This is a genomic window from Streptomyces sp. NPDC034111 (genome assembly GCF_055575375.1).
Map to the genome: position 1 here is coordinate 76678 of NZ_JBVIST010000012.1, position 25309 is coordinate 101986.

The 25309-nt window shown below is 72.4% G+C and carries 21 protein-coding genes; 9 read left to right on the forward strand and 12 right to left on the reverse strand.

Annotation, left to right across the window (positions count from 1 at the left end):
• Positions 1-171 precede the first annotated feature (171 nt).
• Positions 172-759, forward strand: coding sequence for a response regulator transcription factor (locus ACZ55A_RS24770; RefSeq protein WP_468843944.1), 588 nt, complete (start codon positions 172-174; stop codon positions 757-759).
• Positions 760-826: 67 nt separating this feature from the next.
• Here ACZ55A_RS24770 and ACZ55A_RS24775 read toward each other — a convergent pair whose 3' ends face one another.
• The 5 genes from ACZ55A_RS24775 to ACZ55A_RS24795 form a co-directional block, all read right to left on the reverse strand.
• A complete protein-coding gene (locus tag ACZ55A_RS24775) occupies positions 827-2614 on the reverse strand; it encodes an ATP-binding cassette domain-containing protein (protein WP_468843947.1) in 1788 nt (595 codons plus the stop codon).
• Complete coding sequence (locus tag ACZ55A_RS24780) at positions 2611-4386, reverse strand: ABC transporter ATP-binding protein (RefSeq protein WP_468843949.1); 1776 nt, start codon at positions 4384-4386, stop codon at positions 2611-2613. The genes ACZ55A_RS24775 and ACZ55A_RS24780 overlap by 4 nt, the downstream gene beginning before the upstream one ends.
• A gap of 123 nt (positions 4387-4509) precedes the next feature.
• A complete protein-coding gene (locus ACZ55A_RS24785; protein WP_468843951.1) occupies positions 4510-4638 on the reverse strand; it encodes a SapB/AmfS family lanthipeptide in 129 nt (42 codons plus the stop codon).
• 60 nt (positions 4639-4698) lie between these two features.
• On the reverse strand, positions 4699-7299 hold the full coding sequence (lanKC, locus tag ACZ55A_RS24790; protein WP_468843954.1) for a class III lanthionine synthetase LanKC: 2601 nt from the start codon (positions 7297-7299) through the stop codon (positions 4699-4701).
• Between the two features lie 234 nt (positions 7300-7533).
• Positions 7534-8133, reverse strand: a complete 600-nt coding sequence (locus ACZ55A_RS24795) for a hypothetical protein (protein ID WP_468843957.1) — start codon at positions 8131-8133, stop codon at positions 7534-7536.
• Between the two features lie 198 nt (positions 8134-8331).
• Here ACZ55A_RS24795 and ACZ55A_RS24800 point away from each other — a divergent pair, with 198 nt between their 5' ends.
• The 4 genes from ACZ55A_RS24800 to ACZ55A_RS24815 all read left to right on the forward strand — a co-directional run bounded on the left by ACZ55A_RS24800 (position 8332) and on the right by ACZ55A_RS24815 (position 11882).
• The gene (locus ACZ55A_RS24800; protein WP_468843959.1) at positions 8332-9093 is read left to right on the forward strand and encodes a DUF72 domain-containing protein; all 762 of its coding nucleotides are present in this window, start codon (positions 8332-8334) and stop codon (positions 9091-9093) included.
• Positions 9094-9190: 97 nt separating this feature from the next.
• Complete coding sequence (locus ACZ55A_RS24805) at positions 9191-9466, forward strand: acylphosphatase (protein WP_468843961.1); 276 nt, start codon at positions 9191-9193, stop codon at positions 9464-9466.
• 98 nt (positions 9467-9564) lie between these two features.
• Entirely contained in the window at positions 9565-9987 is a 423-nt protein-coding gene (locus tag ACZ55A_RS24810) for a DUF6333 family protein (RefSeq protein WP_468843964.1), read from the forward strand.
• Between the two features lie 281 nt (positions 9988-10268).
• The gene (locus tag ACZ55A_RS24815) at positions 10269-11882 is read left to right on the forward strand and encodes an FAD-binding oxidoreductase (protein ID WP_468843966.1); all 1614 of its coding nucleotides are present in this window, start codon (positions 10269-10271) and stop codon (positions 11880-11882) included.
• Between the two features lie 35 nt (positions 11883-11917).
• On the opposite strand, the gene ACZ55A_RS24820 is transcribed toward ACZ55A_RS24815, so the two are convergent.
• Entirely contained in the window at positions 11918-13030 is a 1113-nt protein-coding gene (locus tag ACZ55A_RS24820; RefSeq protein WP_468843968.1) for a DUF5925 domain-containing protein, read from the reverse strand.
• 125 nt (positions 13031-13155) lie between these two features.
• Between ACZ55A_RS24820 and ACZ55A_RS24825 the strand changes: the two genes are divergently transcribed.
• Positions 13156-14520 carry a xylan 1,4-beta-xylosidase gene (locus ACZ55A_RS24825; RefSeq protein ID WP_468843970.1) on the forward strand — a complete coding sequence of 455 codons (1365 nt, stop codon included), beginning with the start codon at positions 13156-13158 and terminating at the stop codon, positions 14518-14520.
• A 92-nt stretch (positions 14521-14612) separates the two neighbouring features.
• On the opposite strand, the gene ACZ55A_RS24830 is transcribed toward ACZ55A_RS24825, so the two are convergent.
• The 6 genes from ACZ55A_RS24830 to ACZ55A_RS24855 all read right to left on the reverse strand — a co-directional run bounded on the left by ACZ55A_RS24830 (position 14613) and on the right by ACZ55A_RS24855 (position 22800).
• Complete coding sequence (locus ACZ55A_RS24830; protein ID WP_468843972.1) at positions 14613-18026, reverse strand: lipopolysaccharide biosynthesis protein; 3414 nt, start codon at positions 18024-18026, stop codon at positions 14613-14615.
• 42 nt (positions 18027-18068) lie between these two features.
• Positions 18069-18875, reverse strand: a complete 807-nt coding sequence (locus tag ACZ55A_RS24835) for a polysaccharide deacetylase family protein (protein WP_468843975.1) — start codon at positions 18873-18875, stop codon at positions 18069-18071.
• Entirely contained in the window at positions 18872-19942 is a 1071-nt protein-coding gene (locus ACZ55A_RS24840; protein ID WP_468843977.1) for a glycosyltransferase family 2 protein, read from the reverse strand. The genes ACZ55A_RS24835 and ACZ55A_RS24840 overlap by 4 nt, the downstream gene beginning before the upstream one ends.
• Positions 19939-20754, reverse strand: coding sequence for a glycosyltransferase family 2 protein (locus tag ACZ55A_RS24845; protein ID WP_468843979.1), 816 nt, complete (start codon positions 20752-20754; stop codon positions 19939-19941). Before ACZ55A_RS24845 ends, ACZ55A_RS24840 begins: the two co-directional genes overlap by 4 nt.
• 483 nt (positions 20755-21237) lie before the next feature.
• Entirely contained in the window at positions 21238-22332 is a 1095-nt protein-coding gene (locus tag ACZ55A_RS24850; RefSeq protein WP_468843981.1) for a GNAT family N-acetyltransferase, read from the reverse strand.
• 3 nt (positions 22333-22335) lie between these two features.
• Positions 22336-22800, reverse strand: a complete 465-nt coding sequence (locus ACZ55A_RS24855; protein ID WP_468843983.1) for a hypothetical protein — start codon at positions 22798-22800, stop codon at positions 22336-22338.
• A gap of 224 nt (positions 22801-23024) precedes the next feature.
• Between ACZ55A_RS24855 and ACZ55A_RS24860 the strand changes: the two genes are divergently transcribed.
• The 3 genes from ACZ55A_RS24860 (at position 23025) to ACZ55A_RS24870 (ending at position 25225) form a co-directional block, all read left to right on the forward strand.
• Complete coding sequence (locus tag ACZ55A_RS24860) at positions 23025-23726, forward strand: YoaK family protein (RefSeq protein ID WP_468843985.1); 702 nt, start codon at positions 23025-23027, stop codon at positions 23724-23726.
• A gap of 157 nt (positions 23727-23883) precedes the next feature.
• Entirely contained in the window at positions 23884-24690 is an 807-nt protein-coding gene (locus ACZ55A_RS24865; protein WP_468843988.1) for an SGNH/GDSL hydrolase family protein, read from the forward strand.
• Between the two features lie 271 nt (positions 24691-24961).
• On the forward strand, positions 24962-25225 hold the full coding sequence (locus ACZ55A_RS24870; protein WP_468843990.1) for a hypothetical protein: 264 nt from the start codon (positions 24962-24964) through the stop codon (positions 25223-25225).
• The last annotated feature ends 84 nt before the right edge of the window (positions 25226-25309 follow it).

Consider the following 25309-nt stretch of genomic DNA (forward strand, 5'->3'; position numbering starts at 1 on the left):
ATCTGGCGGGAATGACAGCCGTGACAATTCAGCAGGGCACCGTTCGGGGCTGAAACCGTGCGCTGCGACAGGGGCTCGTGGGGTAGCTGTCGTCACGTCGCGGTCGATTTTCCGGGCGTCTGTCCGGCCACGGGGGCAGACAGGGACGAGGCAAGAAACGAAAGGGCCAACGTGATCCGGGTCTTAGTGGTGCACGAAACGCGGCTGCTGCGCTCGGCGCTCGCCGCGCTGTTGCGCGACGAGGAGGGCATCGACGCGGTCTCCGCCTGCTGGGAGAGTGCCCCTGGGCGGGCCCGGGGCTTCCGGCCGCAGGTGTGCGTCGTGGACGGCGACTCCGCGGGTTCGGTGGCGTCGACGGAGCCCCCCGGCGGCCCCGGGTGCGCGCTGCTGGTCCTGGCCACTGCCGCCCGGCCGGGAATCCTCCGCCGGGCCATCGCCGCCCGGGCGCGGGGTTTTGTGGACAAGGACGCACCGCCGGCCCGGCTGCGGCACGCGGTAAATCTGGTGGCGACCGGGAAGCGCTATGTCGACCATTCGCTCAGCCCGGATTTTCTGGAGGCCGCCGACATGCCGCTCACGCCGCGTGAGTTGAGCGTACTGTCGCTCGCCGCGGGAGGCGCATCCGTTCCCGAGATCGCCCGTGAACTGCATCTGAGCAGTGGGACGGTGCGCAATTACATGGCGGCGATCAATCGCAAAACCGGCGCTCGTAACCGGGTGGACGCCATACGGATATCGCAGGGAGCGGGCTGGGTGTAGACAAGCCCGCTGAGACAAGCCCGCTGAGACAAGCCTGCTGAGACACGCCCACTGCGACACGCCCGCCCTAACCCCGCTCCCGCTCCAGTGCTTCCGGCTGCCAGCTGCCCGCCAGGTCGCGGTAGAGGGACGAGCGGGCGAGCAGCTCGTCATGGGTGCCGCAGGTGGCATGGGTGCCGTCGAGCACCAGGATGCGGTCGGCGCGGCGGGCGGAGGTGATCCGGTGGGCCACCACGACCAGGGTGCCGGGGCGCTCGGCGAAGGCCCGTTCGGCCCGCATCTCCGCCGCCGGGTCGAGGTGGCAGGTCGCCTCGTCGAGGAGGACGAGCGGGGCGGGGGACAGATGGGCCCGGGTCAGGGCGATGAGCTGGCGCTCGCCCTGGGAGAGCGCGGCCGGGTCGATCGGGGCGTCGAATCCGCCGAGCCGGTGCACCAGCGGGTCCAGTCCGACGGCGTCCGACGAGGCAGCGAGGGCGGCCGCGGACGCGCCGTCCGGGCACAGATAGCGAAGGTTCTCGCCCAGGGTTCCGGAGAAGACGTAGGCCTGTTGCGGGATGAGCACCCGCCGCAGGGACGGGTCGGCGGACGGCCGCGCGCGGACCGGCCGGCCGTCGACCCGGATCTCGCCGTGGCCGGGTTCGAGCAGTCCGGCGACGAGCGCGGTCAGGGTCGACTTTCCGATCCCGCTCGGCCCCACCACGACCAGGTGCTCGCCCGGTTCTACGGCCAGGTCAAGGTCGTGGAGCACGGGCTGTGCGCCGGGCCCGTAGGCGAAGGTGACCTTGCGCAGTTCGATGCGGGGGCCGTCGGGCGGCGCCGGGGTGTGGGGGGCGGCATCGGGCGGTGTCGTGGCAGGAGGCGGTGGGGGTGCGGTGCCCGGCCCCGGGGCCGGGCCCGACCCCGAGGTCGTGAGCCGGTCCAGGACCACCAGCAGCCGGGTGCCGGCCGATCCGAGCGCGTTCATCAGGGTGTGCAGCGCGGGCAGCAGGGACTGGGTCAGATAGGTCAGGGCGCCCAGCACGACACCGGGGGTGACGCCCTGCCGCAGCAGCCAGGGCGCGGCGACCAGCAGGAGCAGGACCGGCAGTTGCCCGGCGACCCCGAGGGCCAGGGCACGGACGGCGGCCCAGCCCGCCAGTCGGCGTGCCGCGCGCGCCTCGTCGTCGATGAGGCCGTACGCCCGGGCCGCGGTCTGCTGCTGCGCGCCGCAGGCCACCACGTCGCGCAGCCCCTCCGCGACGGTGCCGAACTGTGTCGCCAGGGCCTCGTCCGCCTGGAGGAAGGCGTGCTGACGGGCCGCCATCGGCCGGAGGGTGGCCACGAAGAGCAGCAGTCCGGCGGCGAGCGGCGGCACCACGATCAGCAGCAACTGGGGTGCCAGGGAGAGGAGTCCGAGCACCGCTCCGGCAGTGGTGAACACGAAGGAGCGGGCGACCAGCACCAGTCCGGCGAAGCTGTCCCGGGCGGTCTCGGTCTGGTTGGTCAGCCGCGAGACCACGGCGCTGTCCGCCGCGCGGGCCGGTTTCGCCAGCGCCTGCGTCAGCGACCCGGACACGACATGGCGCACCAGGCTGTCGCGCAGCGGTTCGACGAGGTCGGCCAGCCCGCGGAACACCCCCCGTCCGGCCAGGCCGCCGACGACGACGGCCAGCGCGGAGACGGCCAGCCAGCCCAGTCCGACACCGGTACGGCCCACCAGGAAGCCCTGGTCCAGGGCCTTGGCCAGGCCGTAGCCGCCGAGGAAGGTGTGCGCGGACTCCAGCAGTGACCAGCCGGCCAGCAGCAGCAGTACGCGGGTGCGGCGGCGGAGAAAGCGCAGCGCCGGGGGGAGCAGTCGTGCGGTCGGCGGCGTCATGAGACGGTCCGGGTGGCCTCGTCGTCGGTGTGGGCGAACACCGCCCGGTAGTCGGCGTCCGCCCAGAGCCGGTCGTGCGGGGCGACGGCGCGGATCCGGCCGTGCTCCATCCACGCGACCAGATCGGCGCGGGCGGCGGAGGAGACGCGATGGGCGATCAGCAGCCGGCTGCCGGTCCGCACCTCGTGCACCAGGGCCCTGCGGACATGGAGTTCGGTGACGCTGTCCAGGCTGGACGTGGCGTCGTCGAGGATGAGCAGACGGCCGGCATGGGCGAACGCCCGTGCCAGGCCGAGGCGTTGGACCTCGCCGCCGGACAGCGGGGCCCCGGCGAGCGGTGTGGCGTACCCGTCCGGCAGCAGGCGGACGAACGCGTCCGCACCGGCCGCGCGGGCGGCGGCCTCGACCGCGTGGCGCGGGGGTTCGTAGGGGCCGAAGCCGATGGCGGCCCCTACGGTGGCGCCGAACAGGGCCGGCCGTTCGAAGGCGTAGCCGACCTCCCGGCGCAGCTCGGCCGGATCGGCCTCGTCGAGCGGAACGCCGTCCAGCAGCACCTGCCCGCTGTCGGGGTCGGCCAGCCGCCCCGCGACCGCGGCGAGCAGTGATTTGCCCGCCCCCGAGCGGCCGACGACCGCCACCGTCGTCCCCTCGGGCACCACCAGGTCGATGCCGTGCAGCGCGGGCACGCCGCCGCGGACGACGGTGACCGCCCGCAGTTCGAGCCGGCCCCCACCGTCGGCGGGCAGCGGGCGGACGCCCCGTGCAGCCCTGGGCAGGGCGAGCAGTTCGCCGGTCCGGCCTGCCGCGGCACGGCTGCGTACGAGGGCGTTGAGCTGGCCGACCACCCCGCCCAGGCCGGCGGTGAGCGCGGCGTAGCGGGAAGCCGCCAGCAGTGCGCCGACGGACAGACCGCCGTACGCCAGCCGTAGCCCGCCGACGGCGAGGACGGCGGTGGTCAGCAGCGGCACCAGGATGCTGCTGCTGACCACGGCGCGTCCGTAGACCTGCCACATCTGCCGCCCCTGCGTGCCCAGTTCGGGAAGCGGTGCGAGGACCCTGGCCCGCTCGCGCGCCTCGGTGCCCGCGGCGGCGATGGTCCGGGCGCCGCCCAGCGCCTCGACGAGCCGGGTGGCGATGTCCGCCTGCACCCGCTGGTAGCGCCGGACGCTGTCGGAGGAGCCGCGGGCGAAGGCGCGCAGCAGCCGGGTCAGCAGCGGGAGCCCGGCGAGGAACACGGCGGCCAGCCAGATGTCGGTGAGCGCCAGGGCGATCAGGGCTCCGGCGGGCGTGAGGAGGGCGGCGAGGCCCGACGCCGCGGCGGTGGGGGCGGTCCCGGCGTCGGCGGCGTTGCCGGTGAGGCGGGTCACCAGGTCACCGGGGGTGAAGCGGTCGGCGACCCGGTGCGGGGCGAGGGCCAGCAGATGGTCGATACCGCGCCGTCGCAGCCAGGCCGTACTGCGGGCGGTGGTGACGCCGCCGGTCAGGGCCACCAGGGCGTCGAGGAGGACTTCCGCGGTCAGCAGGACGGCGCAGAGGGTGAGGGCGCTTTCCAGGCCGGAACGCCCGTCGAGCGCGAGGTCGAGGGTCCGGCCGAGGACGGCGGGGAGGGCGAGGGCGGCGCCCGCGGACGCCACGCTGAAGAGGCAGACGGCGAGGGTATGTGCCGGGCTGTGCCGGAGGAGTCCGGTCAGTACGGAGCGGGCGGCGGTGTCCGGCTCACGCCGCCCGGCCGGCGGCTGCGGGGGTGAGGAGGGCCCGGGTGTGCGGGGCATACGGGTGGGGACCTCGCCTCCAGGGGACGGACAGGGGCGGCAGCGGCAGGCCCCGGGCGGTGGTGCCGCCCGGGGCTCGCCGCGACCTGCGCACTACGGGGCCGAGGCCCCGCGGCGCGGAGGTCAGCTACAGGTGGTGACGCTCAGGCTGCTGTCGCCGCAGAGCAGCAGGCTCGCGCGGGAGCCGGTGTGGAGCTCCTCCGTGGCCTCGGCCTTGGGGGTCTCCATCGTCTGCAGGTCGAGAAGGGTCATCGTGGTTCCTTTCCTGGTGGGGACGGGGTGTTTCTCGATCGGCCCCGGACGGGGCCGGCTTCAGGGCCGCCGTGGCGGCGGGAGGAAGGGCAGGTGCACGGGGGCGTCGTGCAGCGCGCTGCCCAGGGCGAGCAGGCATCCGGTGGTGCCGGTGCTCAGGTCCATGGAGAGCCGCATCATCTGCTCTCCGGCGAAGGCGAGATGGCCTTGGTAGGGGACGGCACCCCAGGCCAGCGAGTCGATCTGGCGGCGTAGATCGGCGGCGTGGGTGCCGGGGCCGCCGGCCGTGGTGCGGCTGAGGTGGAGCACCATGCCCGCTGCACCGCGGAACAGGCCGGGCTGGGCATAGAACCTGGCCTGCGCGGCCTGCACGATATCCGTCCGGGCCTGCTCGAACTCGGCGTCCGGACGGTGGGCGAGGAAGTCGTCCAGCACCATCCCGATGCCCACGCTGCCGGCGCCGAGGTACGGCATGGTCCGCCAGCCCTCGTTGACCTGGAGGGCGCCGCCCGCGCCGCGTACACAGCGGGCCAGGTCCCGGCGCAGAGCGTCGGCGGCCAGGTCGAGCAGGGCGGTGTCGCCGGTGCGTTCGTACAGGCGCAGGAAGAGCAGTGCCGCTCCGCTGTCTCCGTGCAGCAGTCCGGTACGAGGCCGGGCGGCGCCCTCGGCCGGTGGCGCGGTGGGCCGGAGCTTGTCGGCGACGAGCTGGGCACAGTGCAGGGCGCCGTCCGCGAGGGTGCCTTCGCCGGTGGCGGCGGCCAGCGAGTCGAGGGCCAGGCCGAGGCCGGCCAGTCCGCTGTGCAGATCCGGTGCGATGTCCTGCCAGCTCTGGGCGGTGACGGTGTCGAGGAGGTCCAGGGCCCGGTCGCGGTGTCCGAGCCGGTCCAGGACCCAGGCGACACCGGAGAGGCCGTCGTAGAAGCCCAGCGGGCTGCCGGATGCGGGCGTCTTCGTTCTGTGCAGCAGCCACTCCTCCGCCTCCGGGCAGCGCTCTGCGCCGGTCTCCGCGAGGGCGTAGAGCACCCCGGCGGCCCCGTAGGCGAAGCAGGTGCCACCGCCGGCCGTGGCGAACTGCGCGATGTCACCGGGGAAGCAGCGGTCCTCCCGGTCGGGGGTGGCCGAGGCGAGCACGGCCCGGACCATGGAGTCGCGGCTGTGCGGCCAGTCGCCGAGGGCCACCGGAAGGTAGTCCGCCTCCCCGTGCCCGCCCGCGGGGACCGGCGCGCTCGCCGGCCGGTGGCCCCGGAGGATCTCCGCCACCGCTTCGTCGAGGTAGTCGCGGGGCACCGGAAACTGTGCGGCGGCGATCTGCGCGAGATGGGCGGCCTTGCCGCGGTCCACCGCGAAGAGGCTGGTGAGCGGCAGGAACAGCGCCAGGCGCAGACAGGCCAGGGCGTAGCGGTCGACGTCGAAGCCCCGGCGGTCCGCGGGGGCGACGAAGCCCGGGTTGGCGATCACCTGCCGCCTGGACTCGTCGTCGACGGCCGCGGCCTCGAAGTCCAGCAGCACCACGGAGGATTCGTCCTCGGACATCATGATGTTGAACAGGTGCAGGTCGTTGAAGACGACGCCGCGGGAGTGGATCGCGGTGACCGCGTCTGTCACCAGGGCGTGCACCCGCATCGCCCACCGGGTGTACTCCGCGAGGCGCTGCGGGCTCGGGTCGGCCTCGATCAGCGGGTGGCGGTGGGCGAAGAAGCTGTTCAGCGGCCGGCCTTCGATGAACTCCAGCACCAGGAACGTGTGGTCGCCGAGGGTGAACCAGTCCAGCACCTCAGGGGCACAGCCGAGCCCCGACAGCCTCTTCAGGGCGTCCCGTTCGCGCTCCAGGCGGGTCACGGCGTCGGCCTCGTCCGCGGCCAGACCGGCGTACGGCCGCGCCTCCTTCAGCACCACCTGCCGGTCGGTGCGCAGATCCCGGGCGAGGTAGACCCCGCCGCCGTTGGAGAAGTGCAGCGCCTGCTCGACCTTGTACGGCAGGTCGGCGACGGTGGTGGCGGAGCGGGCCGCCATATGGGGCTGGAGGAACTCCGGGAGGGTGACCCACTCCGGGACGTGGAACGCGGGCTCCCTGCGGTCGGGAACCAGCCGGCCCCGGTCGTCCTCGATCGCGGGGCGGAGTTCGCCCTTGTCGTCGTAGCAGTGCCGCTCGGTGAAGCTGCCGTAGCGCACGTACACCGGACCGGCGCCCCAGCGCAGATCGCTCAGGATGTACGGGCCCGGCTCGCCGGCCAGCAGCTCGTTCAGCTCCTCGGCGATACGGCGGCAGGCTTCCTCGTCCGCGGGGTAGACGGTGAGGAACTTGCCGCTGGCGCCGCGGTCGGCGTACTTGGCGTTGCGCAGGTGCAGCAGATAGCGGCTCGGCATGCACTTGAAGGCCACCGCACGCGGTACGCAGTAGTCCCAGACCTTCTCCAGCACCTTCTCGGCGTTGTCCAGACAGGCCGATATGTGAATCTTCCAGCCCTGGCTGGGGAGTTCACGGTCCAGCGGCCGGAACGCCAGCCAGTCGCCGGACCGGTGCCGCTGCCAGCCCTCCGGCAACTCCCGCCTCAGCGCGGCGAAGAGAGCGCCACGGCCCGTCCCGCTCGCCGGCAGCCGGTGGGGAGCGTCGTAGAACTGCCGGTCGGCGTCGCAGAAGACGGCGTAACCCTTGTTCATCGCTCTCCCTCGGCTGGTGACAGGAATCACGCTGCCACGGCGCCGGGAGGTGAAAACAGTCATGACTGTCACGAAGAACCCGTGAGGAATGCACGTTTGCTGCGAATTTGCTATCAAGGGGAAACGGGCGGTGAAGGCCGTCGGTCGCCCACCAGGACAGACGAAGCGCGAGCGTGCCACCCGACACGGAGGCGTCGCAGAGGCGAAAACCGGAACGCGCCCCGCGCGCCCGTGTCAGTCCTCCCCGACCCGCGCTCCGGCGGCTCGTGCCAGTGCCCGCGCCTCGGGGCTGACGCCCCGCTTGCGGGGGGACATCCGTGAGTCCGTCGCCTCCCGCTGGGCGACCCGCAGGAGGTTCCGCGGCCCGGGAGTCGCCACCACGCCCAGGTACCGGGGGTCGCCGGCGAACCAGGCCGTGGTGACCTGGCCGGACTTCACGGTGCGCACCCAGAAGTGCTGCCCTGTTCCGATCATGCCGCCAAAGCCGAGGCTCACGGACTTCTCCGGCCGCTCCGGGTCCGGCATGACGAACTGCGTACCTCCACTCTTCCTCGACCTGACCTCAGCGATGCCCACCTGCCACGGGTAGACGCGCAGCACTCGCCGCGTTCCTACCAAGGAGACGGCTGCCACCACCGCGAGCAGGGCGCACCAGATACCGACGAACAGCACCGGCAGCCACAGCACCAGCAGCCAGGCCGGGGTCATGACGACGGCGAACAGCCATGCCGGAAAGGCCAGTAGCCAGCCCAGCAGGGCAGCGCACCGGAACATCGCGGTACGGCGCCATGCCTGGCGTGTCGCCGGGTCGTCCCAGGCCCTCTTGTCGTGCACGTGCGGACGTCACCTCTGTCGTCACAGGTCCCTGCTCAACCGAACACGGTACTGCTCGCGGCCGTTGTCCGGCCGTCGTGCCCGGTTGGCGGGATCAACTCCCCGGGGGGTGGTGCGGTTGGTGGTGGTGCCGTCGCCGAGCCGCCCGTACACGTGGTAGCTGATAGGGAGCGCCGGGGCGCGGGAAGGGATCGGGGCATGACCGTCCTGGTAGGAACCTCCGGCTGGCAGTACAAGGACTGGCGCGATGTCCTCTACCCGCGGGACCGGCCGCAGCGGCTGTGGCTGGAGGAGTACGCGCAGCAGTTCGCCACCGTCGAGAGCAATGCCGCCTTCTACCGGCTGCCCGAGGAGAAGACCTTCGCGGACTGGCGGGACCGGACCCCTGACGGGTTCGTGATGGCCGTCAAGGCCAGCCGCTATCTGACGCACATCAAGCGGCTGCGCGAGCCGCAGGAGCCGGTCGAGCGGCTGATGTCGCATGCGGCGGCGCTCGGCCCCCGGCTCGGGCCCGTACTGCTCCAGCTGCCGCCCACCCTCCGGGCCGACGCCGACCTGCTGGACACCTGCCTCGGCTGCTTCCCGGCCGGTACGCGGGTGGCCGTCGAGCCGCGCCACGACTCGTGGTGGCAGCCGGAGATCCGTGCGCTGCTGGAGCGGCACGGGGCAGCGCTGTGCTGGGCGGACCGGGGGTCCCGGCCGGTGACGCCCCTCTGGCGGACCGCCGACTGGGGGTATCTGCGCTTCCACGAGGGCCGCGCGGAACCCTGGCCGCGCTACGGCGGCCAGGCGCTGACCACCTGGGCGCGGCGGATCGCCGACACCTGGCCCGAGCGGGCCGATGTCTACACGTACTTCAACAACGATCCGGGCGGGGCGGCGGTGCTCGACGCCGTCCGCTTCGCCCGCGCCGCCTCGGCAGCCGGGCGCTCGGTGACCCGTACGCCGGCCGCCCGGTGAGCCCTGCGCGGTACGGGCGTGGCTCCGCCGGCGGAGCGCGGGGCGGGGATATATCTGCGCTGGTACCGCCGGGGCGAGCGAACGAGGTGAGGTGTGGATGATCCGCAGACGGGTGGTGGTCTCCGGAGACGTGCACGGCGTCTTCTTCCGCGACACCTGCCGGCGCACGGCGGGCGAGCACGGGGTGGCCGGCTGGGTGCGCAACCTGCCGGACGGCACGGTGGAGGCGGTGCTGGAGGGGGAGCCCGCGGCGGTGCAGCGGGTGGTGGAGTGGGCGCACGCCGGGCCGCCGATGGCGCGTGTCGAGGCGGTGTCGGTGCGGGAGGAGGAGCCGGAAGGGCTGCGGGGCTTCGAGATCCGGCAGACACCGTAGGCAGCCCGGGCCGCCCCGGCCGCCCCGGCTGCCCGGGTCGCCGCCCCGAACGCCCACCGCCCTCCTGCCCCTGACTTCGGGCGGGAGACCCCGGCCTCGTGCACTGCAACGGCATCTACCCGGTCGAGGAAGAGGCGGAATCCCTCGCCGAGCGCTTCCCCGAAGCCGTGATCATCGCCTCGTGCACCATCGACTACAATATGACGTACGGCGCCTGGAAGATCATCCACCCGGGCGGGACACGCCTGTTCGCCGCCGGCTGGCACGGAGAGGACGACTGGGACTTCGCGGGATCCCCGGCCGATGTGGCCGACGCCTTCGGTATCACCGCGCCCGAACTGGCCGAAGCGGGCGTCGAGATGGACGACCCCGTCAACGGCTTCTCCTGGGACGGCCTGTGCGACCTCGCCCTCAAGAAGGTCGCACCGCTCAACCGCACCGGCCGCACCGTGTCCGTCTTCCGCGTGCAGCACACCGAAGACGCCACCGGCACGATGGAAGAGATCTGGCTCGAAGCGTAACGAGCAACAGGCAGGGGCCAGTTGTGGCCCGGTGCCGCCCTTCCATACCGATATCTCTATCGATGCCACCAACCTGCGAATGAATACCCCGAACCTTCCGGCCAGTCCCTATCGTGACGTGCACGGCGGAGAGTGCCGTCTCGCCGGAGATGGGGGATTTCGCGGCGCGGGCAGAGGGGAGAGCTCCGCCGCGGGCGTGTCGTGCGCGCAGGGTGCCGGCACGGGCGTGTGAGCCAGGTGAACCCATCCCGGGAGCCATGTCCATGGGAGGGTTACCAGCAATGACCGATGGGACAACGGGGGACATCGGCGCCGAGGAGGCGACGGCCGGCGGCAGGCACCGGCGCTCCGGCATCATCTCGGTGTCGGCGGCCGACAAGCAGTACGCCGACCTGACCAGCGGGCTCAACCAGCGCTACATCGGCGCGCCCGAAGCGGTGCGGATCGTCACCTCGGCCAAGCAGGTGGTGGACGCCGTCCAGGAAGCCGTCGACCAGGGAAAGCGGCTCAGCGTCCGGTCGAGCGGGCACTGTTACGAGGACTTCGTCTTCAACCCGGACGTGCAGATCGTCCTGGACATGTCGGGGATGCACGAGATCTCCTACGACCCGGTCCGCAACGCCATCGCGATCGAATCGGGCGCCACCATCCTCAAGACGTACCAGACCCTGTACCCGGAGTGGGGCGTCGTCGTCCCCGCCGGGTTCTGCTACTCGGTGGCCATGGGCGGGCATGTGAGCGGTGGCGCCTGGGGGCCGTTGTGCCGGCAGCACGGCCTGGTCGTCGACCACCTCTATGCGGTGGAGGTGGTGGTGGTCGACGCCTCGGGCCGGGCCAGGCCGGTGGTCGCCACCAGGGACCCACACGACCCGAACCATGATCTGTGGTGGGCGCACACCGGTGGCGGCGGCGGGAACTTCGGGGTCGTCACCCGCTACTGGTTCCGTTCACCGGGGGCGAAGGGCCGGGACCCGCGCGGGCTGCTGCCCAAGCCGCCGGCCGAACTGCTGGTCAGCGCGGTCAGCTGGCCGTGGAGCGAGCTGAGCCGGGAGGAGTTCGGCCGACTGGCGCGGAACTACGCCCAGTGGCACATCGACCACCGCGGACCCGACGACCCGCACCGCGCGCTGATCAGCCAGATGGTGCTGAACCACCGCTCCGCGGGCCAGATCGGCATGCTCGCGATGGTGGACGCCTCGGCTCCGCACGCCGAGCGGATGCTGACGGACTACCTCCGCCGGATCAACGACGGAATCAGCGTCGAACACGGCCCGCTCACCCGGCACATGGGAGACCTTCCCGCCATGCCGCAGTTCGCCGCCCCGCGGAAGCTGCCCTGGCTCCAGGCCATCCGGATGATCGGCACCACCAACAGTGCGCTCAACGACCCGACGCTGCGCGCCGAGTACAAGTCGTCCTTCATGCGCGGCAACTTCCCCGACGGCCAGATCGAGGCGCTGTACAAGCACCTCACCCGCGACGACATCAGCAATCCGAATGCCGCGGTGCAGATGACGTCCTACGGCGGCCGGATCGCCGCGGTCGACCCCGCCGCCACCGCCATCCCGCACCGCGAGGCGGCGTTCAAGATGCAGTGGCAGGTGTTCTGGAACGACCCCGCCGAGGACGCCAGGTACGTGAACTGGGCCAGGGAGTGCTACGGCGAGGTGTACGCCGACACCGGCGGGGTTCCGGTGCCCAACGAGGTGACCGACGGGTGCTATGTGAACTACCCGGACATCGACCTCGGTGACCCCCGCTTCAACACCTCCTCGGTGCCCTGGCACGCGCTCTACTACAAGGAGAACTACCCCCGCCTCCAGCGGGTCAAGAAGAAGTGGGACCCGCGGAACGTCTTCCGGCACGGGCAGTCGGTCGAACTGCCCCCGAGCTGAGCGGCGGCCGGCCGCTCATCGCGTACGGCTCCCGGTCACAGGTACAGCCCCGCGTCGGCCCCCGCGTCCTGGGCCGGGACCGACGCGGGGCCCGTGCCGCGGCGGAGCGCGTACAGCTCGGCCAGGGAGGCTCCCTCGCGGCCGATACCGCGGTCCGCGCCGAGCCAGCGGACCGCCTCGGTGCGGGTGAGCGGGCCCACCTCGATGCGGGCCAGACAGCGCCCGGGGCGGACCACCGCCGGGTGCATCCGCTCCAGATCCTCGTTGGTGGTCACCCCGACCAGGACGTTGCGGCCCTGGCCCAGCAGTCCGTCGGTGAGGTTGAGCAGCCGGGACAGCGCCTGGCCCGCGGCGTGTTTGGCCTCGCCGCGGATCAGTTCGTCGCAGTCCTCCAGGAGCAGCAGCCGCCAGCGGCTCTTGCCGCTGCTGTCGTCCTCGCCGATGGCGATGTCCATCAGATAGCCGACGTCGTTGAACAGCCGCTCCGGGTCGAGTACGCAGTCCACCTGGCACCAGTCACGCCAGGAGCGGGCGAGCGTGCGCAGCGCGGAGGTCTTGCCCGTACCGGGCGGACCGTGCAGCAACAGCAGCCGGCCGGCGATCTCCTCGGGCGAGACCTTCATCAGCCGGTCCATCGCCTCGGCGACCGGCGCGGTGTAGTTGGGCCGGATCTCCTCCCAGGTCCCGGCCGAGATCTGCCGGGACGTACGGTGCGGTCCACGGCGCGGGGAGAAGTACCAGAAGCCCATCGGCACGTTCTCCGGCTGCGGGGCCGGCTCGTCCTCGGCACCGTCCGCTGCCTGCCCCAGCACCTTCTCGGCCAGCTCGTCGGTGACGGCGGTGACCGTCACATCGGCGCCGCGGTTCCAGCGGGAGACCAGCAGGGTGTAGCCGTCGCCCTCGGCGAGGGTGGCGCTGCGGTCCTCGTCCTTCGCCGAGCGCAGGATCCGCGCGCCCGGCGGCAGCAGGGTCCGCCCGGACTTCACCCGGTCCACCGACCGGCTGCGGGAGTGCGGCTGCTCGCCCTTGGTGAACCGCCCCAGGAAGAGCGCGTCGATGACATCGGACGGCGAATCGCTGTCGTCCAGGGTCAGACGGATCGGAACGGAATCCTGCGCGGCGGACGGCTGGACGTGGTCGGCACACATGCCGCCATGATCCGGTACCGCGCCCCGCGCCGTACACGGATTTTCCCGGTGTTTTCTCCGCTCAGGGCGGAACCGTTTATCCGGAAACCAGGTGTACCAGGCGGTTGGCCCGCTAATCTCCCTATGTGCGACGTCACGGTGGGGAACGTCAGGTAACGGCCTTGGTGATCGCGGCCGGGGTGATCACGCTGGCACTCTCCCTGGTCACCCTGGTCATGTGCGCCGTGCCGGGAGACCGGGACCGGGAGCGGGATGCCAAGGGGGCCGCACCGTCGCGTCCCACCGGGCCGGCCGTGGGGTGGGGATTCACCCACACCCGGTTCAGCGCGGACCGGGGCGGCGACACGGCCACCGAGCGGGCCGCCCGGCTGCTGGCCGGCCATCCGATGCCGCAGAACCAGCACCTGATGGGCTGGGGCGCGGACAACCCCGAACCGAGCCCGGGACGTTACGACTTCGCCGACCTGGACCGCCGGCTCGCACTGATCCGGCGCACCGGCGGCACCCCCGTACTGACCCTGTGCTGCGCGCCCGACTGGATGAAGGGCGGCCGGGCGGGCAGCACCGACTGGAGCGCGCTGGAAAAGGCCCCCCGCCCGGAGCACTACGCCGATTTCGCGGCGCTCGCCGGAAAGGTCGCCCGGCGGTATCCGGACGTCCGCCACTTCGTCGTCTGGAACGAATTCAAGGGCTTCTTCGACGACCGGAAGGGACGCTGGAACCACGAGGGCTACACCCGCATGTACAACCTGGTCCACCGCGAGCTGAAGAAGGTGAACGCCCGCAATCAGGTGGGCGGCCCCTATCTCGTGATGGACAGCTATGTGCCGGGCGATGACACCTATGCGTCGAGTGTCAAGGGGCCCTGGGGCAGCCTCGACCGGCGTACCCGCGACGCCCTGGTGTACTGGAACCGGCACAAGGCCGGCGCGGACTTCGTGGTCGTCGACGGCTCCAGCTACAGCAAGGACGACCGGTACGCACCCGGCCTCTTCACCGCCGCCCGGAAGTTCGCCGACGTGGGGCGATGGCTGCGCCAGGAGACCGGGCTGCCGTTGTGGTGGGCGGAGTGGTACGTCGAGGTCGCGGACGAAGGCGGCGCCCGGCGGGCCGGCTGGAGCGAACGCAAACGCGTCGCCGCGCACGCCACCGCGCTGATCGAGATGGCGGCGGGCGGCGCCACCAGCGGGTTCTACTGGAACCCGGAGAGCGAGGGCGGGGACTGCCCGGGGTGTCTGTGGAGCAGCACCGAACGGGACGACGGCGGGCGGGAGTTGCCGATGCTGACGCTGCTGGCGCAGTTCTCCCGGGCCTTTCCGCCGCAGGCCCGGCCGCGTCGGCTGGACACCGGCAGCGGTACGGTCCTGGGGCTGGCCGACGACCGTACGGCGCTGCTGGTGAACACCTCGGACCGGCGCGGCACGGCGACGGTCGACGGGAGGAAGACGGCCCTGGACGGGTACGCGGTGCGCTGGATCGACCGCTCCTGAGCCGGTGGGTGCGCTGGACGGCGCGCCGGCCCGGCCCGTCCTGGGGCGGGTGTGCGGCATCGCGGGCCCGTGGGCCATGGCCGGACCGGGGCTCATGACAACGTCCAGAAGCGCTGTACCAGTGACGTCAGGAAGGCCAGCAGCAGGGGCACCGCGAACCAGAACAGCCCTTGGAGCCAGCGGAGTTGGCGCTCCCCGGGCGCGAGGGCGACCCGCAGCGCCTCGCGGGCCGCCAGCACCACCAGCAGCGCGAGCAGCGCCAGCGCACCGAACACCGACCACGCGGTCCAGGTCACCTTCGGGCCGGGCGGACCGGGCCGCGGCGGCGGTACCGCGCCCGCCGGCCGCCGCGTCAGCTCATAGACCGCCGCATGCGCCGTGGAGACCACCCGCCGCAGCTCGGGCCGCCGGTCCAGGGCGGAGCGCAGCCGCCCTTCCCAGCCCTTCGGGTAGCCGGAGTCCAGCCGCAGCGCCTCCGCCTGGCCGTGGTTGACGATGAGGTACGACTGCGGCCCGGCGTCCCGGAGGGCGGCCAGAACGGGGCCGACCCGGGCCGGGTCGCGGGGCGCCAGGACGGGTTCGTACTGCACCCGCTCCATGTCCCTGGCACCCCACGGCATCGCCGGGGTGACGCTGCGCACCGGGTCGTTGCTCAGCCACAGCAGCCGCACCGTCGGCCGGTCGTGCGCGGCGACGTACTCCATCGCCGCGACCTCGTCGGGCCTGATCCGCTCGAACGGCTCGTTGCCCCAGCGCGCGACGAGGAAGCCGAAGGCCAGCAGCAGCCCCGTCAGCAGCGCCACGAGCGGCCCGAGCCCGCGCCGGGCGGTGTCCGTACCGCGCGGGAACAGCGCCAGCGCGGCCAGCACACAGGCCCCGGGCAGCGCGAACAGGAAGACCCGCAGCCCCATTTCGCCGCCGTAGGACTGCATTCCGAAGGCGAGGAAGGGGACGAAAGTGAGCGCCCACAGCGCGCGGTCGGTGAAGCCGGCCGCGCGGCGGCGCAGCACTCCCCAGCAGGCGAGCGCCAGGACGCCGCCGGCCAGCGCCACCCGGGTGTACAGCACCAGCTTGTGGGTGGGGTCGCCGCCGATCCGGTCGGTCACCGAGGAGGAGACATTGCCGCCGACGCCGCCCAGCCCGCCGAACAGTTCGTCGAAGTGGCCCGACCAGTACGGCTCGGCCAGGAACCCCACCCACGCCGTGACCAGGACACCCAGCAGCAGCGGCAGACCGCGCAGGGTGCAGCGGCGCAGGAGCACCAGGACGGTGAGCACCCCCAGCATCACGAACGGGGTGAGCTGATGGCCCGCCACCGACGCCGCGAACAGCGCGATCAGCACCCCGAGCAGGACCGTCAGCTGGGCGCGGCCCGCAGGGTGGGGCTCCGTCTCGCCCGGCCGGCGCTTCCCGGCGCGCGGCCGCGGGGCACGGAACCACACCAGCAGGATCGCCACGAAGGCGAGGTGGAAGAGGTAGGTGAACCCCTGCGGGGAGAAGTAGTCCTGGCCCACCCAGCCGCACAGCGCGAACAGCCAGGCCGCGCACCACTTCGCCCGCCAGCCCGCCCGTACCGCCTTCAGCAGAAGGAACAGCGGGGCGAGGTAGAGGAGTTGGACGGCAAGCGGCCACCAGCGCAGTACCTCGGTGAAGTCGGTGACGCCACACGCCCCGGCGAGGAACTGCACCCCGGCGAAGAAGCCCGGCCAGCTCCAGCGCGCGTCCAGGTCGGGCACCGCGGCGCCGGTGCGGGCGAGGTGGTCGAGGAAGCCCAGATGCTGCCAGGCGGTCGGGAAGCGCGGCTCGGTCTCCAGTACGGCGGGGAGCGCGTGCAGCGCCACCACGGTCAGCAGCAGTACGGCGGTGAGCAGGGCCCGCCGTGGGACGGGCAGGGAGAGCGCCCGGACGAACGCGGCGACCAGCAGCACCACGCCGGCGAGGGTGGCGGCAGGGAGCACCGAGATCAGGCCCAGTCCGGTCATCCGGTCCAGGTCGGCGTCGCCGAGGTGCCGCAGGGGGAACCAGAAGAGGGCCAGGGCGGTGGCGAGCAGGATCCAGGCGCCCACATGTGCGGTGGTACCGCGGCGTTGTCCCGCCGTTGTGCCGTGGGAGGGCGTGGTCCGCCGCGCCGGGTCCCCGTGGACGGCCAGGTCCGACAGGTCGCCGTCGGGCGGCAGGCCGTCGGCCCGGCGCCGGGCCGCCTCGCCGCGCAGTACCTTGCGCAGCCGTCCGCCCGCGAGGGCGACGATGACCGCCAGGCTGGCGATCTCGGCGACGCCGGCGCCGGTGAGGCCCATCCGCGGCAGCAGTACCAGCGTCAGACCGAGCACCAGTACGCACAACAGGCCCTGGAGGGCGGCCAGTCCGGACGTACGGCTCTGGGCGCGCAGCACCGCGAAGTGCACCTCCATCACGACCCGCAGCGCGGCGCCCACCGCGAACCAGCGCAGCAGCGGCGTCGCCGCCTGGGCGTACCCGGCGCCGAAGACCCCCAGGAGGTACGGCGCGCCGACGAACAGGGTGAGGCAGACCGGGAGCATGATCCGGGCCATCCGCCGCAGCGCGGCCCGGGTGTGCCGGGCCAGCTGTGCCGGGTCGTGCGCGCCCTCGACGGTCAGCGACGAACCCATGTTGAGGGCGAGCAGATTGACCGTCCCGCCGATGGTGGTGGCGATGTAGAAGTACGCATTGTCCGCGGCGCTGACCTGCGAGGCGATGAGCACGGGGACGAGATGGACCACGGCGAGGGAGAACAGCGAACCGGTGGAGTCGCCGGCCAGGAAGCGGCCCATGTCGCGGAGGGACGGCGGGCGGGCGGTGTGCCGGGTGGTGCGGACATGGCGGGGGATCAGGCGCCGGAACACCAGCAGGCCCAGGGGGAGCACCGACACCGCGATCGCCGCGACCCAGGAGACGAAGACCCCGGCGGTGGGGACCGCGGCGGCGAGGACCACGAGCAGGCCCAGTTTCACCGTGGAGAAGGCGAGGTTGCCGACGGGGACCCACAGGGCGCTGCGGAGACCGGTCAGCACGCCGTCCTGGAGGGTGAGCAGCGACCAGGCGACCACGGCCAGCAGGAAGCCGAGGCCGTTGAGGGTGCCGTGCAGAAAGCGGTAGGAGGGGCCCCAGTGGTCGAGGGTGAGGAGGAAGAGGGTCGCGGCGAGCGCCACGACGACCGAACTGGCGGCGTAGGTACGCCGTACCAGCCGGCCGGTGGCCGGTCCCGCGACCGGGATGAACCGGGCCAGCGCACCGGTCAGCGTCAGCGCCGCCAGCCCCGCCAGCAGCTTCATCGCGGCGATCGCCGCCGAGCCCTGGCCGACCGCGGACTCCGTGTAGTAATGGGCCGCGACCAGCCAGAACCCCAGACCGAGCAGCCCGGAGACACCGGTGTTGAGCATCAGCGCGTAGGCGTTGCGCAGGAGCGGACTGCCGCCCCCTCGTCCGCCCGGCCGCAGCGGCTCCGGCTCCGCGCGTTCCGTGGCCCTGGTGGTCGTGTCAGACAACGGCTCGGCTGCCCCTTCCGCCGCCGTGGGGCGGCCTCGGCCTCAGTGCTCCGGCAGACACCGCCGGACCCCCTGACGCGCTCTGCGGACCACCGCGTACCCCTTGGTGAGCACCCGGTCCCGGGCGAAGGCGCGCAGCAGCCCGCGGCCCTCGACGATCCGGGCGAACTCTTCGGTACCCGTGCGCCGCCGGACCGTCAGCCGCGTCAGCGCATACGGCCCCTGGCGGCGGACCGCGAGCGCATGGCCCACCGCGAGCCCCTGCCGGAAGCCCAGTTGGCGCACCGTGTGCCGGACCCGGCGGCTGGAGTGGCCGAAGGGGTAGGCGAAGGACTCCGGCACCGCTCCGACCTCATCGGCGAGGATCTCCTTGCAGCGCTGTACCTCGTACCGCAGCCGCTGGTCGTCGAGGTCGTCCAGCCGGGGGTGGGTGTGGCTGTGCCCGCCGATCTCCACCCCGGCCCCGGCCAGTTTGCGCACCTGGTCCCAGTCGAGCGTGGTGTCCGGCGCGCCCCCGGTGGCGTACGGGCCGCGCAGCCAGCCGGTGGAGAGGAAGAGGGTGGCGGGGAAGCCGTGCCGGGCGAGGGCGGGCAGCGCATACCGGTACACGCCCTCGTACCCGTCGTCGAAGGTGATCAGCACCGGTCGCTCCGGCAGCGGGCCGCCGCCCCGCCAGGCCGCGGCGAGGGCGGTGACCGTCAGCGGGGTGAAGCCGCCGTCGGCGAGCACGGCGAGCTGCTCCTCGAACGCGGCGGGCGTCACGGACAGCTCCCGTACGGCGGGCGTCGGGGCGACGGTCACCGCGTGGTACATCAGGATCGGCACCGCGGCCGGACCGCCGGCGCTCATGCCACCGCCCCCTCGTGCGCCGCGGTCGCCGTCCCGCCGTCAAGGGCACGTGGCAGAACGGGAGTTGGCCGTCTCCTCGCCCGTACGGTGCCCCATGCACAGCCGGCCGCCGCGGCCGCCGTCCCGGCCACGATCGCTCCTGCCCGGCCGGCTCCGCCGGGCCGGCCCAGCAGGGCGTCCCGCACACCGCGCAGCACCCCCGCGGGCAGCACCCGGGTCAGATGGCGCCGCTCGGCCGACAGCCCGTCCCGGGCGCCGACGCTCCGCGCCACCAGCGCCTTGGACAGGCCCTCGGCGTACGCCCGGCGGCAGAGGTAGCGGAACCGCTCGCGCTCGGCCGGCACCCGGTGGTGGATCACCGCACGGTCGTCGATCAGCAGCACCGCGTCCGGCAGGGCCCGGCTGATCCGGATGCACAGTTCGGTCTCCTCACAGCCCAGTGGCCGCCGGTCGCCGTCCCGGCCGATCCCGGTCGTGAACCCGCCGACGAGGTCGAACGCCGCCCTGCGGAACGACGCATTGCCGCCCAGCACATTGCGCACCGGCACTCTGCCCGGGGGCAGGCCGCGGTAGGTGCAGCCCACCACCCAGTCGAACTCCTCGGGGAACCACGGCGGCCGGCGGCCGGACGCCCAGGCCGGTTCGGTGCGTCCGCCGACCGCCATCACCGCCGGGTCCGCGTACGCCGCGGCGAAGTGGCGCAGCCAGTCCCGTTCGGCCACCGCATCGTCGTCCAGGAAGGCGATGACCTCGCCGCCGGCCGCGGCGATCCCGGTGTTACGGCCCGCGGACAGCCCGCGGGGGCCCGAATTGGCCATGATGTGCACGGGTGTGGGGGGCGCTTGTGGAGCGCAGGCGCCCGTGTGCGCGCTGGTGAAGTGCTCCCTGAGCCGGTCGAGCAACCGCGGGTGGTGGTCCACCACCAGCAGCAGCTCATGGGCGGTACGGGACTGGTCCCGTACGGAAGCCACCGCGGCCAGGATGTCGTTCCACCGGTCCTCGGTGTGCACACAGATCACCACGGAGATCCGCGGCGCCGGCCCGGCCGCCGGTCCGGCCGGGGTCATCGCGCGTCCCCGGTGATCAGCGCGGGCCGGGCGAGCCGCTTGCGGCGCGCGCCCCGCTCCTGTGCGATCACCCTCAGCACTCGCAGTCCGTCGCGCACCGCCCGCAGATTGCTGGCGCCGTGGATGCGGAGGTACTCATGGCTGGGGATCTCCTGGACCCGCAGACCGGCCTTGACCACCCGGATGTTCATCAGCGTCTCGACCTCGAAACCGGCGCAGTCCAGGGCGATATGGTCCAGACAGTGCCGCCAGAAGGCGTTGTAGCCGTAGCACAGATCGGTGTAGCGGGCGCCGAACTTGGCGTTGACCAGGGCGGTCAGCACACGGTTGCCGAGCTTGCGGACCGGGGTCATGTCGTCGGTGCCGCCGCCGTTGGCGAACCGTGAGCCCTTGGCGAAGTCGGCCCCGGAGACCAGCGCCGAGACATAGCTGACGATCTCGCCGCCGTCGGCCGAGCCGTCCGCGTCGACCATCACGATGATCTCGCCGGTGCAGGCCGCGAAGCCGCTGATCAGGGCGTCGCCCTTGCCCTTGCCGCGCTGCGGTACGACCGTGACGTCCGGCCACAGTTCGCGGGCGACCCGGACGGTGTCATCGGTGGAGTTCCCGTCGACCAGGATCACTTCATGGATCCAGTCCGGCAGGGTCTTGAAGACGTACGGGAGATTTTCCGCCTCGTTCATCGCCGGAATGACGACGCTCACCGGTGGCGCGATGGCCAGATGTGAGGAGACGGGACGGTAGACGGCCTGGTCCGGCAGCAGCGTCAGCGGTGGTTCTTCCGCATCGGCGGGGCGAAGGAACGAGCTCATGGGTTGCTTTCCCTCTCGTCCGGCGGACCGCCACCCCCGGCGGTCCGTGCTGTGGTATCCGGGTCGAAAGGGGGGTTCACACCCTGTCCGCGCGGCGGAGACCGCCGTGCGGACAGAGCGAGCTGGCATGCGTGTTTCCGGCTGCGCGGCTCGAACCGCGGTCCTTCTCCGGCCGCGGACGGCCGTCGAGGAACCGCGGTACGGGACCCCCCCACCGCGCACCGCACCGGGCGCTTCATCATGTGCTCGGGCTCTCCCCTTGAGCCGTCTCGTGATGATCGTCCGGTGCGGGTGGATGTGCGTCGGTTTTGATGAACGGGACTTTAAGGCAAGAACTTCCGCGCCAAATACGGTTTGGCGCAATTAATCGGTACAGAGTGGCGTACGCCGGTATTCATGCCCCGGCGCACGCCCCTTGTGCGCCGTCTTGAATACCGTGGAAATACCGGTGCGGACACGCCCCAGGGCCTGGTGCGGACGTCGTCAGCGTGCTGAACGGATCCGGCCCACCCGCTTGAGCAGGCGGTCCGCCGGCGCGAACAGCTCCGGCCTGGCGAGCACCGCATTGCGCAGCGCACGCACCGGCGCACGGCGCGCCCGATGCCCCAGGGCAATCGGATGGCGCCGCATCACCCATCCCTCGGATACCAGGAGTTCACGCGTTTTGAGGGAATCCTTGTATTCCTTCGCCCCGCGTCCCAGATCGAGATATGCCAGGGATTCCGCGGCTGCCGCCTGTGCCATTCGCATATGCAGCACCAGACCCGGTGAGAATTTCGCGAACTCCGGGTCATAGGCGGGGAACCAGCAGGCGAGCACGGACGGGGAACGCAGCCCGAAGTGCGCCGCGACCGGCCGCTCACCGGCGTACAGCACCGACAGCAGACCCGCGAAGGACTCCGTACGGGTGTGGAACAGCTGCTGGACGAGGCGGACGATCCAGGGGTGTGCGAAGCGGTCGCTCCGCCCGGTCCTGCGGTACTGCGCCGACTTCCAGCGCAGGAGCGTCCGCAGCGCCGCCGGGTCGCGCTCGTCGTGGACATAGCGCACCGGCCCGACGTCCCGGCCGAGCCTGCGCTCCTTGGCGAGGGTGGTCCGGGTGAACTTGGGCGACCGCGCCCGCAGCCCGGCCAGATACGCCTCGAAGCCCTGGTCCACATCGATCACGGGTGAGGCGTGACGGACGAACGAGGGTGTCTCGAAGGCGTCCTGGTCCGTCACCAGGTGGTCGAACTCCAGCACCGACAGCCCGCAGGCCGCCAGCAGCTCCTGGGCGTCCCACCGGAAGCCGGGCCGGTGCACCAGCCCCTGCGCGTCGGAGAGGCCCAGCCCGACCGCCCGCCCCACGCCGAGCGCCGACCGCTGGAAGGGCAGGAACGCGGCGGGCCCGCCGTCCCGGTGCACCACCGCGATCCGTACGTCGCCGCGGCACCGGCCGACGGCCAGCGCGAACTCGGGGGAGAGGAACGGGTTCGCCAGCTGCGGCGCCCCCAGGGACCGCGCCGTGGCCTGTAGGGCGGTCCAGGCGCCGCGTTCGGCCCCGCTCAGTTCGCCGGGGCGGTACACCACCAGATCCATGTCTCAGCCCGCCCGGTGTCCGCGCGCCCTGCCCGCCCGGCCCTGTATCCCCCCGCCCGCCCGGCCCCGTAATCCGGCGTACAGCAGCAGTACGCCGCTGAACGCCGCGACCGCGGCCACTCCGCCGCGAATCGACCACAGATGCAGCGCGAGCATGGTCTGCGCCACCAGCAGATCGACGGCGAGCGCACCGGCCCCGGCCGCCACCGCTCGCCCCAGCGGGTCCATCCGGCCGAGCACCGCGGCGAGCGCGGAGGCCGGCGCCATCACGAGGAAGAAGAAGGTGAACGGCGCGCGCAGCGGCGAGCCGATGTCGGCGAGGGAGAGCACGGCGCCCGTCCCGCCGACACCGGCCGCCATCCCCGCGAGCAGCGATCCGGTCGCTCCGCCCGGCCGCCGGACATCGCGCCGGCGGACCGCGCCCGGCGCCTCGTACGCGCCCTGGCCGTGGATGGTGTCGGTGTGCATGGCAGCTCTGTCCCCCCGTGACCGCCGGATGCCGGGCCTCAATGTCGCGCAGCGCCCAGAGCACCGTCAACCGCACAGACGGCCGGAAACCTGCGCAACCGGACAGGGGTACGGACCATGGCGGGCCGCCCTCGGACGGCGCAATGACGGGCCGCGGGACCCGCCGTCCGGAGACTGTGAGGGACGTCCGCGAGGTGAGGGGTCCGGTGGAGGGAGAAGCGTCCGTGGAGCCGCCGAGCGGAGCCGCGCTGACGGTGGTCATGGTGGGTCTGACGGTGGTCACCGGGGTGCTGGACGCCGTCAGCTTCCTGACCCTCGGTCAGGTCTTCACCGCCACCCAGACCGGCAACCTGCTCTTCCTCGGCTTCGGCATCGCCGGGCAGGGCGGGCTGCCGGTGGTCGCGACGGCCGTCTCGCTGGGCGCCTTCTGCCTGGGTGCGGCGGGCGGGGCCCGGCTGGAGTCCGTGCTGGCCGCCCGGCGCCGGCAGTGGTTCCCGGTCGCGCTGGTGGTGGAGGCGGCGCTGCTGGCCGCTGCCGCGGTGGCCGCATGGGGCGCCGGACCGGCGCTCGAACTGCCGCCGGACCGGCGCTGCGCGGCCGTCGGTCTGATGGCGGTGGCGATGGGCATGCGCAATGTCACCGCCATACGGGCCGCCCCGCCCGACCTCACCACGACCGTGGAGACCCGGGCGATGACGGCCCTGGTGAGCGGATTGCTGCTGGGCCGGGACGCGGGGCCGGGGTACGGCGGGGTCCGCCGGCTGGCCTCGGTCGGTGCGATGTTCGCCGGCGGCCTCATCGGGGCCGCGCTGCTCGGCCTGGGCACGCGTCCGACACTGGTGCTCCTGCTGGTGGCGGCGTTCGTCGGGGCCACCGCCTTCATGGTGTCCGGCTTGGCGCACGGCCCCCGCTCCGAACCGGAATGACGTCTTCTTCGTCCGGCCTGCCATGACATGGCAGTGAACAACCGCCCGGATCAGCACATTTACCGCGAAGTGTGAATCGTTCTTGGCATGGACACTTCCGGCTACCGGCGAGTCTTGCTACGACGGATATGGCAGAGATCCTGCTAAGGGAGGTTCCATGAGACTGTCCCGATTCGCGGCCTTGACGTCCGCCTTCTTCGTCACCTCGGCGCTCGCGCTCACCGGCGCGAGCGTCGCCGCGTCCGCCCAACTTCCCACCGCAACCGGCTATGTGGCCCTCGGCGACTCCTACTCCTCGGGTGTCGGGGCCGGCAGCTACGACACCTCCAGCGGCTCCTGCAAGCGCAGCACCAAGGCCTACCCGGCCCTCTGGAACGCCGCCCACACCCCCTCCTCCTTCGCCTTCACCGCCTGCTCGGGCGCCCGAACGGGTGATGTGGTGAACAATCAACTCGGCCCGCTCAACAGCTCCACCGGTCTGGTCAGCATCACCATCGGCGGCAATGACGCCGGTTTCGCCGACACCATGACGACCTGTGCGCTCCAGGGCGAGAGCGCCTGCCTGTCCCGGGTCGCCCAGGCCAGGACCTATATCGGCACCACCCTGCCCGGCCGGCTCGACACCGTGTACGACGCGATCGCCCGCAAGGCCCCGAACGCCCAGGTGGTGGTCCTGGGCTACCCCCGCTTCTACAAACTCGGCGGCAGCTGCTTCGCCGGGCTCTCCGAGAAGTCCCGGGCCGCGATCAACGCGGCCGCCGACGACATCAACGCCGTCACCGCCAAACGCGCCGCCGACCACGGCTTCGGCTTCGCCGACGTCAACACCACCTTCGCCGGCCATGAGCTGTGCTCGGGCAGCGCCTGGCTGCACAGCGTGACCTATCCCATCGTGGAGTCCTACCACCCCACCACCGCCGGTCAGTCCGGCGGCTATCTGCCGGTGTTCGCCTCCGCTGCGTGACGATCCGGACACCCGGTGCCGAGGAGAGGCCATGGGATTCCGGCCTCTCCTCGCCCTTTCCTACGCTCCGTCAGCTTCCCGTCACACCCGGCCGGAGTCCGACGGTCACTCAACTCGCCCTGGTACACGCGTTGTAGGTGACATTCCGTATGGTGTGCGTCAACGTCAAGGCGAGGCAGGTGAATCCGTTGACCGGTCTGCACGCGTGTCCTCCAAGAGAGATAGGGTTACCCTGCCCGGGCCGGGTGCCCTCATAAGGGTGGGGAGAGTCATGGAACAGATAACAGTGCGTAGCAGGGCGAGAGTCCCTGCCATCAATTGCGGGAGCAGTGCGTCCAGCGCGCGTCTCGACCGCCATCTCGCCGTGCTGGGTGGACCCGCCATCCCGCAGCGCGAGACGGAGGGCGCGACCTCGCTGATGCAGGAGCTCACCGCGCGCGATCACTCGCGTACGAGGAACGGCCGTGGCGCCAGGGTGTCGCTCTTCGCCCCGCTGCGCAGGCTGCGGCGCTCGCTGTTCGGCGGGCACGGCTGACCGTTACACCTGCGGCACCTCGGGCGGCCGGCCCGTCCCCGCCTGGCCGGCCGCTCCGCACCACCCGTCACACCGTGACGGGTG